Annotated in this window: 15 protein-coding genes; 3 read left to right on the top strand and 12 right to left on the bottom strand. The window is 60.2% G+C overall.

Annotated elements, in window-relative coordinates; translation table 11 throughout:
• Nucleotides 1-97: 97 nt before the first annotated feature.
• The 3 genes from ACXR0M_RS19400 to ACXR0M_RS19390 all read right to left on the bottom strand — a co-directional run bounded on the left by ACXR0M_RS19400 (nucleotide 98) and on the right by ACXR0M_RS19390 (nucleotide 2,146).
• Nucleotides 98-976 carry a ZIP family metal transporter gene (locus ACXR0M_RS19400; RefSeq protein ID WP_458833487.1) on the bottom strand — a complete coding sequence of 293 codons (879 nt, stop codon included), beginning with the start codon at nucleotides 974-976 and terminating at the stop codon, nucleotides 98-100.
• A 59-nt stretch (nucleotides 977-1,035) separates the two neighbouring features.
• Nucleotides 1,036-1,197: a hypothetical protein gene (locus ACXR0M_RS19395; protein WP_458833389.1), complete on the bottom strand. Its 162-nt coding sequence runs from the start codon at nucleotides 1,195-1,197 to the stop codon at nucleotides 1,036-1,038.
• 64 nt (nucleotides 1,198-1,261) lie between these two features.
• The gene (locus ACXR0M_RS19390) at nucleotides 1,262-2,146 is read right to left on the bottom strand and encodes a manganese catalase family protein (RefSeq protein ID WP_440781074.1); all 885 of its coding nucleotides are present in this window, start codon (nucleotides 2,144-2,146) and stop codon (nucleotides 1,262-1,264) included.
• A gap of 317 nt (nucleotides 2,147-2,463) precedes the next feature.
• On the opposite strand from ACXR0M_RS19390, the gene ACXR0M_RS19385 reads away from it, so the two are divergent.
• A complete protein-coding gene (locus ACXR0M_RS19385; protein WP_458833388.1) occupies nucleotides 2,464-2,766 on the top strand; it encodes a hypothetical protein in 303 nt (100 codons plus the stop codon).
• Nucleotides 2,767-2,876: 110 nt separating this feature from the next.
• On the opposite strand, the gene ACXR0M_RS19380 is transcribed toward ACXR0M_RS19385, so the two are convergent.
• From ACXR0M_RS19380 to ACXR0M_RS19350, 7 genes are all read right to left on the bottom strand, one after another.
• Nucleotides 2,877-3,323 (bottom strand): DUF421 domain-containing protein, encoded by a 447-nt coding sequence (locus ACXR0M_RS19380; RefSeq protein WP_458833387.1) that lies wholly within the window; start codon nucleotides 3,321-3,323, stop codon nucleotides 2,877-2,879.
• Nucleotides 3,324-3,330: 7 nt separating this feature from the next.
• Complete coding sequence (locus tag ACXR0M_RS19375; protein WP_458833386.1) at nucleotides 3,331-3,849, bottom strand: hypothetical protein; 519 nt, start codon at nucleotides 3,847-3,849, stop codon at nucleotides 3,331-3,333.
• Nucleotides 3,842-4,354, bottom strand: coding sequence for a CinA family protein (locus ACXR0M_RS19370; protein ID WP_458833385.1), 513 nt, complete (start codon nucleotides 4,352-4,354; stop codon nucleotides 3,842-3,844). Before ACXR0M_RS19370 ends, ACXR0M_RS19375 begins: the two co-directional genes overlap by 8 nt.
• 79 nt (nucleotides 4,355-4,433) lie before the next feature.
• Nucleotides 4,434-4,586 carry a hypothetical protein gene (locus ACXR0M_RS19365; RefSeq protein WP_170928918.1) on the bottom strand — a complete coding sequence of 51 codons (153 nt, stop codon included), beginning with the start codon at nucleotides 4,584-4,586 and terminating at the stop codon, nucleotides 4,434-4,436.
• Between the two features lie 57 nt (nucleotides 4,587-4,643).
• Nucleotides 4,644-5,870 (bottom strand): zinc-dependent alcohol dehydrogenase, encoded by a 1,227-nt coding sequence (locus ACXR0M_RS19360; protein WP_458833383.1) that lies wholly within the window; start codon nucleotides 5,868-5,870, stop codon nucleotides 4,644-4,646.
• Between the two features lie 98 nt (nucleotides 5,871-5,968).
• A complete protein-coding gene (gene cydB, locus ACXR0M_RS19355) occupies nucleotides 5,969-6,970 on the bottom strand; it encodes a cytochrome d ubiquinol oxidase subunit II (RefSeq protein WP_458833382.1) in 1,002 nt (333 codons plus the stop codon).
• A gap of 12 nt (nucleotides 6,971-6,982) precedes the next feature.
• The gene (locus tag ACXR0M_RS19350; protein ID WP_458833381.1) at nucleotides 6,983-8,359 is read right to left on the bottom strand and encodes a cytochrome ubiquinol oxidase subunit I; all 1,377 of its coding nucleotides are present in this window, start codon (nucleotides 8,357-8,359) and stop codon (nucleotides 6,983-6,985) included.
• 190 nt (nucleotides 8,360-8,549) lie between these two features.
• Here ACXR0M_RS19350 and ACXR0M_RS19345 point away from each other — a divergent pair, with 190 nt between their 5' ends.
• Nucleotides 8,550-9,677 (top strand): sensor histidine kinase, encoded by a 1,128-nt coding sequence (locus tag ACXR0M_RS19345; RefSeq protein ID WP_458833380.1) that lies wholly within the window; start codon nucleotides 8,550-8,552, stop codon nucleotides 9,675-9,677.
• A 29-nt stretch (nucleotides 9,678-9,706) separates the two neighbouring features.
• Here the strand turns inward: ACXR0M_RS19345 and ACXR0M_RS19340 are convergent, their stop codons facing one another.
• Complete coding sequence (locus tag ACXR0M_RS19340; protein WP_458833379.1) at nucleotides 9,707-9,937, bottom strand: hypothetical protein; 231 nt, start codon at nucleotides 9,935-9,937, stop codon at nucleotides 9,707-9,709.
• 211 nt (nucleotides 9,938-10,148) lie between these two features.
• Here ACXR0M_RS19340 and ACXR0M_RS19335 point away from each other — a divergent pair, with 211 nt between their 5' ends.
• Nucleotides 10,149-10,685, top strand: a complete 537-nt coding sequence (locus tag ACXR0M_RS19335; RefSeq protein ID WP_458833378.1) for a GAF domain-containing protein — start codon at nucleotides 10,149-10,151, stop codon at nucleotides 10,683-10,685.
• Between the two features lie 64 nt (nucleotides 10,686-10,749).
• On the opposite strand, the gene ACXR0M_RS19330 is transcribed toward ACXR0M_RS19335, so the two are convergent.
• A complete protein-coding gene (locus tag ACXR0M_RS19330) occupies nucleotides 10,750-12,876 on the bottom strand; it encodes a TonB-dependent siderophore receptor (protein WP_458833377.1) in 2,127 nt (708 codons plus the stop codon).
• Between the last annotated feature and the right edge of the window lie 144 nt (nucleotides 12,877-13,020).

Genomic DNA, 13,020 nt, shown 5'->3' with positions numbered 1-13,020 from the left:
TGGCTTGTCCACCAATGTGGCTTTCATTACAGGTGACTCACCCTGTCGAGCAGGTGTTCAAAACGTTTTTCGATTCACGGATGAAGTGTTATTTGGTTCAGCCCAACGCGGTATCGAGGAACATCATCACGCCGAAGCCCAGCATCAAACCGAGCGTCGCCGGGGTCTCGTGACCATTGCGATGGGTCTCAGGAATGACTTCGTGCGACACCACAAAAATCATCGCCCCCGCCGCCAGACCCAGCGCAATTGGATAGCCCAGCGCAAAGCCACTCGACACGCCCAGCCCGACCACCGCCCCCAACGGCTCCATCAAACCGGAGCCGATGGCGATCAGTGCTGCGCGCCAGGCCGAGATCCCGGTGACGCGCAACGCCAGCGCCACCGCCAGACCTTCGGGGATGTCCTGGATGGCAATCGCGGTGGTCAGTGGCAGGCCGACTTTCATGTCGCCATTGGCAAAGCTGACGCCGATGGCCATGCCCTCCGGCAGGTTGTGCAGGGTGATAGCCAGGACAAACAGCCAGACGCGATTGATGCGTTGGGCCTCAGGCCCGCGTCTGCCGATCTGCTGATGCTCGTGAGGCACGAAGCGATCGAGACCGACCATCAAGCCAACGCCCAGGGCCAGGCCTACCACGACCACACAGGCGGACAGCAACGGATTGCCACACAGCGCTTGCGCGGCCTCGATACCCGGCAGGATCAGCGAGAAGGAACTGGCGGCCAGCATCATGCCGGCGGCGAAACCGAGCATGATGTCCTGAGTGCGTGAGCTGATATCGCGCAGGATGATCGCCACCACCGCACCCAACGCGGTCGCGCCGAATCCCGACAGGCCACCCAAAGTGGCCAGGCGCAGATTCTGCTGGTCAGCGCCGACCAGCGCGGAGTAACCGCTGAACAACAGCAGGCCGCTGACCAGGATCAGCGATGCCCAGAACAGCACGCCCGGCCAACCGCCGCTGGACGCCATGCTCCAGCCGTTGCGCTGCGGCGTTGTCGTCGACGATGAGCTGAGTGACATGTCGCCTCCTAGCGTCCGGTAGAGCGTTTGCCGCTGGAGTCGAGCACGGATTGGCGCAACGTCTGGGCGATCCGCTGCGCGGTTCGATCAAACGACGTGACGCTTGCGTTAAACCGACTGGACAGCGACTGCGCCAGGTCGCTGCTGGAAATCCCGGAGTTCTGATTCATGTGCGGTACCTCGGATCGTATCGATTGAAAAACCGCACGCCGTTGCGGCGTGCGGTCCCGGTCATCACGCGTCGGGTTGCCCCTGCACACCCGCGCCCAGATCGGCACCGGTGATCGGGTTGCTGTCCGGGTCGGACATGGTTCGCGCTTTCATGTCCAGCAGCAGCGCCTCTTCCTCGGCACTGAGCTGGACGCTGGCGCTGCCGTCGCCGCCATCCACCGCAGGCTCTGGACTTTCCACGAACTCCCAGTCGTCGCCCTGGTTCCATGGACCGCGCGTGCTGCCCTCCCCCTGGGACATGTTGAAGTACACGTTGGTGAACTCCGGCATGCCGGGTTGCTTGCCCTGCGGGAAGTTTGGCTGGATCGCGTGCAGTGCTTTTTCGAAGGACAACTGGTGGGCGATTTCGCGGGTCATCAGGAAGCCCAGCGCTTCCTTGACGCCTGGATCGTCGGTGACGTTCATCAGCCGTTCGTAGACGATTTTCGCCCGGGCTTCAGCGGCAATGTTCGAGCGGAAATCCGCCGTGGGTTCACCGATCGTATCGACATACGCAGCCGTCCATGGCACACCCGCCGAGTTGGTCAGCGGCGCGCCGGCGCCGTACAGCAGACTGGTGATGTGCGAATCGTTGCCGGCCCCGTTAATGGCCCGATACAACTCGCCCTCTTCTTCCACGCCTTCGGCCACTCGGCCTTTGGCGCCCTTGTTGAGCATGACGATGATGGAGCCGACGATTTCGAGGTGGCTGAGCTCCTCGGTGGCGATGTCCATCAACAGATCCTTGCGACCCGGATCATCCTCGGCCAGCGCTTGAGTGAAGTAACGCGAGGCCGCCGCCAGTTCGCCCTGGGCGCCGCCGAATTGTTCGAGTAGCAAGTTCGCCAGTCCCGGATTGGGTTCGGCAACACGCACGGTGTATTGAAGTCGCTTGTTATGTAAGAACATGACAATTCCCTCAGGCTGTGTGAGATGAGATTCGTTATAAATTGCGTCACACAGTTCTGAATCGATACCACGAACTAAAATTTCATTTTTTTGATCAAGGGCGACGAGCGGCTAAACCGCGAAAGTTCTATTTATCGATAACGTTCTGAATCAATGAACAAACAGGCACCGCTCGTTAAGGTTCCATAATTATTCCTATCGGAAATAATTAACTTTATTTGTACAAAATCTACTTTCCTGTACAGGAATAATCCAAGAATTATGGCCCTTTGCCTTGATTTCGAAGTTTAATATTTCGAAAAAATCAGGATGCACACATGCCGCTTTCTTTCGATCCGCGCTTTAACGATCTTCTCCAGCGCCTCATTCTCATGGCGCCGCCCGTGGGCCAAATCAATCTGGATATGCTCGATTCCATTGAGCCTGAGGCGATTGCCATCCCGGACGAGGTGGTTGCGACAATCATCGAAGTCAGCACCCGACTCGCTGCAAAAAAATCTGACGCTCCCGACCGTTTTGTAGAACTATTGCTGAAGCTGGAAAGGATCAATGCGCTGCCACACGACAAGGCTCAGCACTTCACTGATCGTGTGCTGGGGTACAGCAGAGACAATGGATAAGCACGCGAAGTCAAATTTAAGACATTCGCAAGTGCACTCGGACAGAACTGCCCTCCTGCTTATGAAGGCTATAAACAAGTAACCCGCAATTAAGCCTGCCGACTGATCAGTCAAGTCTCGTTGGGAATCACCGAAATCTTCCCATTGCGTTCAATGATCGCAAACTTGATCTGTTCAATACGCTCAATACCTTGGCTGGAACGAGCCGCTTCCATGACATCCGCCTCGATCAGCCGTGCATGGCGCAAACGCCGGTGCAACAGCTTGCCGTTCTCGACGATGATCGTCGGCTCGCCATCGATCAGCCGCGACACCCAGCCCGACCGCTGTTTGAGCAGAGAGAAACCGACGTCGATGGCGATCAGCGTCACGATCACCACCATCGCGTTGGTCAGGGAGAAATCATCGCCTAACAAGGCCTGCTGCGTGGCCTCGCCGATGATCATCAGCAGGACGAAATCGAAGGTGGTCAGGTCCGCCAGCGAACGCCGGCCGGCGATCTTGAACAACACCATCAACGCCCCATACATCACCGCCGCACGCAGTACCGAGTCCATGGGTCACCTACGGAAAAATGAATTGAGAAAGCGTGACGCCGCTGGAGCCTGGCGTACTGATGTGGCTGCGATACAAGCCCAGGCCGTCGCCGCGCAAACTCAGGTAAAGACTCACCTGGCCTTGCCGGTCGGCCTGCAGCCAGAAGCGTACGCCATCGGCCGCACTGCGACTGCGCAGCGGTTCCGGTTGCAGGGTCTCGACACTGAAGCCCTCCAGCAGATCACCGGCCAGTTCAAGTTCCACCGCCGCTTCCGGCGCCGCTGTGAGGCTGATACGCATCGAGTTGGTCGAACCGTTACGGTGGAACATTTCATAGTGCACCCGGACGTGGCCATCCTCGGAGCGCACGTCACGGCTGCTGATCAGGCCTCTGGAAAACAACCCCGCCATGGCCAGTACCATCAGCAGCACCAGGGCATACCAGCCGCAGCGTTCGAAGCGCCAGACCTTCAGCTGATAGGCCATGTCTTCGCGAAACGGCACGTCCCGGCTGCGCAGATCAGGGTGGTCGGCATCGTCACTCATCAACCGGACACCTCATCTCCTGCAGGGCCGCACGGTGAAATCGCTGTATGCCCTGCAGCGCGTATTCCGTGGCCTGGTTTTGCACCTCACAGCGACTGCCGGAAAAACGCATTTCCCGGGAGTAGACAAACTGCCCGGCTGCGGACTGGAAAGCCCAGGCGAAGCACACCGTTCCGGCAGGGATACCGTCGACGTCATCCGGACCGAGAATGCCGGTGGTCGCCACCGCCACATTCGCGGTGCTGTCATGCAACGCCCCCACCACCATTTCGCGGGCGACCTCGACGCTGGTCAAGTTGAAGCGCTCGATGGTCTGCGGACTGACGCGCAACAGGCGCTGTTTGGCCTGCGGCGAATACACCACGTACCCGCATTCGATGAACTCACCACTGCCTGGGACCTCGGACAACAACGTTACAATCATTCCCGCCGTACATGACTCGGCGGTGGTCAGGAGCAGTGAATGTTCGCGCAGATAATCAACAGTCGCTTCAGCAATGGACATGGCAGGCTTCCCAAAACAGAACTGTCCGGTTGACCGTGGCGAGCGCATTTGAGTTTCGCTCGCTTATCCGCCGACACGATCACTTGTCCGACTCGGCCGCCTTGTCTTTCTGGATCTGCAGCGACGCCTTGCTTTTGTCGCCGTCCTTGTTCGGCGCATCATTGGAACCTTCGAAACAGCCCTGCAACAGCAGCACTGAACAAAGCCCCAGACAGGCACAGATGGTTTTCATGATCGTCTCCCGCTCAATGATCCCGTGGCGAGGGGATCTCGCCACAGGTCTGCTTGCTTACACCGCCGGCACCAGCGGCGCCGTGCCGTCCGCCTCGGCCAGCGGCACATCGCTGCGGCCCGGGGTCAGAATGACCTTGCGGCAGTCTTCCTGTTTTTTATCAAAAATCTTGTAGCCCTCGGCCGCCTGCTCGAGTGACAGCCGATGGCTGATGATCGCGTCCGGCTGCAGGCGCCCGGTTTCGATATATCCGAGCAGTTCGGGCAGATAGCGCTGCACGTGGGTCTGGCCCATCTTGAAAATCAGCCCCTTGTCGAAGGCATCGCCAAACAGGAAGCCGTGGATAAACCCGGTATACACCCCCGGCACGCTGACCGTGCCACCACGGCGCACCGCGGCAATGCATTGACGCAACGCCTTGCCACTGCTGCCTTCGAGCTTGAGCGTGGCAAGCACGGTTTCGGTGGTGCTGCCCTTGGCCTCGAAGCCCACCGCATCGATCACACCATCCACGCCACGGTTGCCGGGCGTCTGGCTTATGATGGTATCCGCCGGGTCGTCGTCCTCATCGAAGTTGATCGGGATCACACCGTAGGTGCGTTGCGCGTAGGCCAGGCGGTAGGCATGGTGATCGACCATGAAGATGCGCTCGACGCCAAGCATGCGCGCGCACGCCGCGCTGAGCAGGCCGACCGGTCCGGCGCCGTAAATCGCCAGACTCGAACCTTCGCCAACGCCGGAATTGATCACCGCCTGCCACGCCGTCGGCAGAATGTCGGAAAGAAACAAAACCTTCTCGTCTGCCAGCGTTCCCGGCACCTTGAACGGCCCGGTATTGGCCTTCGGCACTCGCACCAGCTCGGCCTGGCCGCCCGGAACGCCACCGTACATGCGGCTGAAACCGAACAGCGCCGCCGGCGGTGGAATATGCTTTTTATTCATCGCCGCGCCCGGCCCGGGATTGGTGGTCTCACACGCTGCGTACAGCGCATGCTGACAGAAGAAACAGTCGCCGCAGGCAATCACGAACGGGATCACCACCCGATCGCCACGTTGCACCGCCGTCACGGCCGAACCCGTTTCCTCGACAATGCCCATGAACTCATGGCCAAAGATGTCGCCGTGCTCGACGGTCGGGACCTTGCCCCGATACAGGTGCAGGTCCGAGCCGCAGATGGCCGTGGCGGTTACTCGCAGGATGATGTCGTCGGGCGCTTCAAGGATCGGATCCGGCACGGTTTCGACTCTGACGTCGTGGGCGCCTTGGTAGGTCATTGCTCGCATGGTGGAATCCTCTGACGATGGAAGAATTGAAGAACAGCCTCTTCAAGTTCCGAAGGACTCAGCCAGCGCGAGTTCAGTCTGTTTTGCATATTTCTGGATCAGTGGGGCGGCGGCACCCGGACCTTGCCACTGAACACCCGGAAGCCATAGGTGTTGTAAATCAGGGTGACCGGCACCAGCAGCGCGAAGCCTGCCAGCACAAATACCTGACTGTTGCGACTCGAAGTCGCCGCTTGCAAGGTCAGGTCGGGCGGAATGATCAACGGGAACAGCGCGACCAGCATCAAGCCGAACGCGAGGATAAAAATGCCGAGCGCGGCGAACAACGGCAGGCAGTCAAAGCGGCTGCGAAACCCTAGGAAAAACCCCGTCAGCAACGCGGCGGCGGCGACGGCTGCCGGCAATCCGATCAAGGGCGAGATCAGGCGCTCGGCATATTGCGCGTGCAGCGTCGATGTCCACAGCACCAGCACGATCAGCAGCCCGACCGTGACCCACGCCAGCATCCGCGCCTGACGTGCCGAGCGCTGCAGCAGTTCATCGACGGTGCGCCAATACAGCCAGCAGGCACCCAGCCACGTATAACCGCACACCAACAGCAGACCGCAAAACAACGGGAACGGACCGAGCCATTCCCAACCAGTGCCGCTGTATTGCCCGCCATCGTGCGGAACGCCCTGCACCAGCGTGCCAAGCACCACCCCCTGGGCCATGCCGGTCAGCAGCGAAGCGCAGAGCAGGCCGGCATCCACCAGACGTTTCATCCGTGCGCTCGAAGCATGATCACGAAACTCCAGGGCCATCGCGCGCAAGATCAACGCCAGAAACATCAGAATAAATGGCAGATACAGCGCCGGCAGAAGAATCGCATAGGCCTGCGGAAACAATGCGAGCAACCCGCCGCCACCGAGCACCAGCCAGGTTTCGTTGGCGTCCCAGATCGGCAGGATGCTCACGGCCATGGCGCGTCGGTGATCGCTGCGGCGGGTCAACCCCAGCAGCACGCCAACCCCGAGGTCGGTGCCGTCGAGCAGCACGTAATTGATCACCGAGAACGCCAGGGCGCCGGCGCACAGCAGCGTGATTGCGTCAGTGTCCATGAAAGCCATTCCTCAGGAGCGTCCGATTTCATCGGGCAGGGTTGGCTGCGGACCGGGTTCGCCATGGTGCGGTGGCTCGCGCAGCAGCCGCAGCAACACCCACAGCCCAACCGTGAAAATCACCAGATAGAACCCCAAGATCAGCCAGGTTGAGCCGAGCACCTGCGCCCGCGACACCGAGGACAGGCTGTCCTCGGTGCGCAGCAATCCGTAAACGGTGAACGGCTGGCGCCCGACTTCGGTCACCACCCAGCCACTGAGCATCGCGAGAAAGCCCGCCGGGCTCAGCAACGCGCACGCCCACAACCAGCGGCGGGACGTGTAAAGACGATTGCGCCAGCGCAGCACCAGACTGACCACACCCTGCGCGAGCATCAGACATCCCAGCCCCACCATCAGCCGAAAGGCGAAGAACACCGGCGGCACTGGCGGAATGTCCTGCGGCGCAAATTCGTCAAGCGCGGCGATGGTGCTGCTCAAATCGTGGCGCAGGTACAACGAGCCGATGCGCGGGATCGCCAGCTCCCAGTGATTGCGCCGCTCGTCCATGTCCGGCCAGGCGAAGACCCGCAGCGGCTCGCCAGAACCTTGCGCGGGACGCGTCCACGAACCTTCGATGGCGGCGACCTTCTGCGGCTGCACCTGCATGCTATGTCGGCCGTGCAGATCACCGACCACGATCTGCAGCGGCGTCAACAGCGCGATCACCCACAACGCCATGGACAATTGCACCCGGGCCCGCGGGTTATGCGCGGCCTTGAGCAACTGCCAGGCGCTGACGCCGGCGACGAATGTCGCGGTGCCAAGAAACGCCGCCAGCGTCATGTGCGCCAGGCGATAGGGAAACGAAGGATTGAAAATGATCGCCCACCAGTCCGCAGCGTGAAAGCGCCCGTTCGCGTCGAGGGCGTAGCCGGCGGGGGTGTGCATCCACGAGTTGGCCGACAGGATCCAGAACGCGCTGATAAATGAACCGACCGCCACCGCGCAGGTGGCGAAGAAATGCAGACGCGGGCCAACCTTCTTCATGCCGAACAGCATGATGCCGAGGAAACCGGCCTCGAGAAAAAACGCCGCGAGAATTTCGTAAAACATCAACGGCCCGATAATGTCCCCGGCCTGCGCCGAAAGTCGCGACCAGTTCAGGCCGAACTGGTACTCCAGAATCAGTCCGGAGGCCGTGCCGATCGCCACGGTCAAGGCAAAGACCTTGAGCCAGTAGCGGAAGATATCCAGATAGACCTCGCGCCCGCTCCTGAGCCACAAGCCTTCGAGCACCATCAGGAAGTTCGCCAGGCCAATGGTGAACGCCGCCAGCACAATGTGAAAACTGATGGTGATCGCGAACTGCATGCGCGCGGCCATGAGTGCGGTATCGGCGGTTTCCATAGCACTTGCACCTCGCTGGTCAGCCTTGCTGCGCAATACTCGCCGAAGCACTTTTCGGAGCGTCCCGGTCGAAGATGTCGACCATTTATCAATCGTCAGAGCGCTGCCTTTTCGATCCCTTCGTCAGGGTCTAGTCTTAGACCCGGCTTCGCCTGACGCCACACGCCCTCCGCCTGATTCAAGGACAATGATGAGACTGCACGAGTTCATCCTGACGCATATCGAACAGATTCTCTCTGCCTGGGAACGCTTTGCCCGCTCAGTGGAAACCGCCCTGCCGCCTATGGATTCCAAGGGTTTGCGCGATCACTCGGAGCACATCCTGAGAACCGTCGCCGAGGATATGCAAAGCCCCCAGACAGAACGACAGCAGATCGCCAAATCACTGGGCCATGGCCCCGACACGGAAGGCGACTCTCCGGCCCAGACCCATGCAATGACGCGGTTTGTCGCGGGGTTTTCCATGGATCAGATGGTGTCGGAATATCGCGCGCTGCGCTCGAGTGTGCTCAGACTGTGGCTAGCCCAACAGCGCGTAGATGATGAGCACGATGTGCAAGACATCATTCGCTTCAATGAGGCCATCGACCAGGCCCTGATCGAGTCGATCGCCACTTACGGCGAGGCGGTGGAGGACACGCGCAAAACCGTGCTCGGCGTCCTCGGCCATGATCTGCGCTCACCGCTTGGCGCAGTAATGATGGCCAGTGATCTGCTACGCGAAAGCGCCAATGTGACTGACCGGGACAGGAAACTCGCGGTGCAGATCAGCACCAGCGTCCGGCGCGCGAACCAGATGGTCGGTGATTTGCTGGATCTGGCCCGCTGCAATCTCGGCGCGGGCATCCCCGTAAGTCCGCAGGACACCGACCTGAGCAGCGTGTGCGCTTCGGTGGTAGACGAATTGCGTACCGGTTTCCCTGGCGCACAGATCGTTACCCAACTGCATCAACGGGTGACGGGGCAATATGATCCGTTACGCATGGAACAGGTCTTCACCAACCTCATCAGCAATGCCGTGCGCCATGGCGATTCAGCGCAGCCGATCCAGGTGACCCTGGTGCAGGACAAGGATGGCTCGGTGTTCAGCGTGCAGAATCGCGGCGAACTGATTCCTGCGCAGGTGATTCCGCACCTGTTCAATCCGCAGGCGCGCTACTCCAGCTACGCGGCATCGGAAACAGGCGCGACCGCCGGTCTGGGACTGGGCCTGTTCATCGCCTCGGAAATCGTCAAGGCGCATGGCGGAGATATCGAGGTGGCATCGACCGCAGAGCACGGCACGGTGTTCAAGGTACGCCTCCCGCTCATGCGGTAACGTGGTCCCGCACGACGCTGGCAGGCGGTTCAAACGCGTGAAAGGGTTTTCAGGCGCTCGACCAAGGCCGCCTCGAAAATCACGTATAGCCTATCGGCATCGCCGTCCCGCAGCGCCCCACCGGTTTCCAGCCCCAGCACGAAGCCATCCGCGCGCGCGCCCGCCTTCACGGCGATGATCATCGAGTCTGCGCCGACAATCTGGGCCAGAAGCCGATCCGCTTCACGGCGCATTTTGTCGTTCAACACGACGCCTTCCATTTCAGAACCCTCGTATTCACTGCAACTTCCCCTAAATTACTGGATTCAATGGGGCCCGGCTACGCCGCAGGCACAGCGCTCCGGTGCGCGCGCAGGCGCTTCTTTCAGGACGATTGTTCCGGTGAACAAATTCCTTTTGTCTAAAATCAAAAAGGACAGCTTCAAACCCGTGTAGTGTGCCAGCTCTAAAATCCATTAGCGGAGAACATGCATGCCTCTGAGTGACACCATTCACCGAGCGTTGCTCAGCTCGGAGGAACGCTCCTCGATCGCTGAAATTGAAGCGATCACCAATATTCTGCAGCTCGTCACCCGTACCACCGGTACCCGCTTCGCCGCGATTGCCAAATTCACCGACAAGGAATGGATCGTCTGTTCCGCCTACGATCCCATTGAACTGGGGATCGACGCCGGCGACCGGCTGGATCTGGAGATCACCCTGTGCAGTGAATTTCTGACAGATCCCAAGGTGCTGCTGGTACCACAGATCAGCGAGGACCGTCGATTCGCGACGCGGCCAGTGGTCAAGCAGTATCTGATTGACAGCTACGCCGGTGCGCCGATTTTCCTTCCCGACGGGCAACTGTGGGGCGCGCTGTGCGCACTGGACTCGCAACCGGTGATGTTTGACCCGGATCTGGCGGCCACGCTGGGCCTGTTCGCGCGGCTGATCGGCTGCATCTTTTTCTCGAATCTGATCGAAGCCAACAGCGGCTACAGCCCTTGCGTTGCAAGTGTTACGCCATGACAACGACACAGCCCCGATCCCTCAGGGCTGCGTCGTTTCTGGCGCGTGAGTTTCAGGTTCCGCCTTACAAGGTGTAGGAAATCCCCACTTGCACGGTTCGCGGCGCCCCCGGATAGGCATAGACGTTGCCGAATGCGCCCTCTTCGTAATCCCGGTCAAACAGGTTTTTCACGTCAAGATTGAGCCGGACCTTGTCGTTGATCTTGTAGAAGCTGAGCAAGTCGACCACGGTGTAGCTGCCCATCGAAAACGCGGTGTTGGCGGTTTGGCCGGCGCGTTCGTCGACGTACTTGAGGCCGGTGCCCAGGCCAAGTCCCTTGAGCGTGCCGTCCTGAAACTCGTACATGTTCAGCAGGCTGAAGCTGTTTTTCGGGATATTCAACAGGCGCGTGCCAGAGCGCAACACGTTGTCCTTGGTCACCTCGGCATCGACATAGGCGTAACCACCAATCACCCGCCATTCCGGAGTCAGATTGCCGCTGACATTGACGTCGAACCCACGGCTACGCACCTCACCGGCCGCCACGCTGAAGGTCGAGTCAACCGGGTCGGTGGTCAACACGTTGCGCTTTTCGATCTGATAGACCGCCGCATCGACACTGAGCTGCTGATCCAGCGCTTCCCACTTGATCCCCATTTCGTATGACTTGCCTTTCTCCGGCTCGAAACCACCGCCCTGGCGGCTTGCGCCGGTGTTCGGCTTGAATGAGCGTGCGGTGTCGGCATACACTGCCAGCGTTTCGGTCAGGTCGTAACTCACGCCGATGCGCGGGGTCACCGCGTTATCGCTGGCCTGCCAGCTCTTGGCGCCAGGCACGAAGGTGTCGTAGTCATGTTCGAAGCGCTCGAAACGCGCCCCGGCCAGCACCTTCAGTTTGTCGGTCAAGGCGACCTGGTCCTGGACGAACGCGGCGTAGGTCTTGAGGTTTTCCTTGTCGTGCGTCGGCGTGCGGGTCAGTGCCGGACGCGACTGGCCGTACACCGGATCGAAGATGTCGATCGGGTACGCATTGATCGCGCCACTGGAGCGCTGGATGATCGACTTGTAGTCGTAATCCTCGTACTCGATCCCGGTCAGCAAGGTGTGCTGCAAACCGGCGGTGTCGAAATGCCCGGTCAGGTTGAGCTGGGTGTCCTTGTCGGTCCACTCCAGCTTGCGATAGTTGAAGTTGCGCCCCAAAGTGTGGCCGTCAGCGGCAATACCGTTGGCCTCGACCGCGTTGCCCTTGAGCGAACCATCGAGCCACTGGAAGCCGCCGCCCAGGGTCCAGTCGTCGTTGAGCATGTGCTCGAAACGCAGTTGCGCCATGTTGTTGTCGTTATGCAGTTTGCCCGCGTCTTTCTCGCCGAAAAAGCTGTCGCGCGAAGCGGAACCGATCTGTTTCGCATAACGGGTCACGCCGCGATCCAGAGGCGCGTTGTTGCGCATGAAGTCGCCTTCGAAAATCAGTTTGGTCGCGTCGGTCGCCTGCCAGCTGAGCACCGGCGCGATGCCGTAGCGCTCGGTCTCGACATGATCGCGGAAGGTGTCGCCGCCCTCGCCCACTACATTGAGTCGATAGGCCAGACGGCCTTCGTCGTCGAGCGGGCCGGACGCGTCCAGCGTGCCGCGCTTCATGCCCTGATCATTGAGCTGGCTGCCCAGAGTGACGCTGCGCTCAGGCAACGGTTGCTTGGACACCACGTTGAAGGTGCCGCCGGGATCACCCCGACCGTAGAGCATGGTGGCCGGGCCGCGCAGCACTTCCAGACGCTCGATCGTATTGGCATCCGGCATGTTCGGATAACCGCGATTGATCGGGAAACCGTTGCGATAGAACTCGCCGGTGGTGAAGCCACGCACGGTAAACGTGGTCAGGCCCTGACCACCGAAATTGTTCGCCCGCCCCACGCCACCGGCGTAGTCCAGCGCGTCCTGCAAACGGGTCGCGCCGAGATCCTCGACCGCATCTTTCGACACCACACTGATCGATTGCGGGGTTTCGTGAATCGAGGTGTCGGTACGCGTGGCACTGGCCGAACGCGTGGCCCGATAACCCTGCACCGGGCCGTCCGCCCGTTCGTAATTCGCAGTACCGACAACGTCGGTGGCGTCCAGCTCCAGCGTTGAGGGTGATCCCCCAATCTGTTCAGCCCAGGAGACAGGCGACAAGGCTTGCAGCACACAAATGGAAAGCAGGGTTCGACGCATGAAGGGAAAAAACCTTTACGAATAAGCCAATGCAGGGAGTGAAACCGCCAAAAACGCCCGCGCATGCTATACAAACCCATTCGCAATTAATAGATATTCCCATTAGCGACGATTGACGCTGATAACGCCGTTACCGGCGCTCAG

The sequence above is a fragment of the Pseudomonas sp. Eth.TT006 genome (genome assembly GCF_054456575.1).
This window is presented reverse-complemented; position numbering and strand designations above follow the sequence as displayed.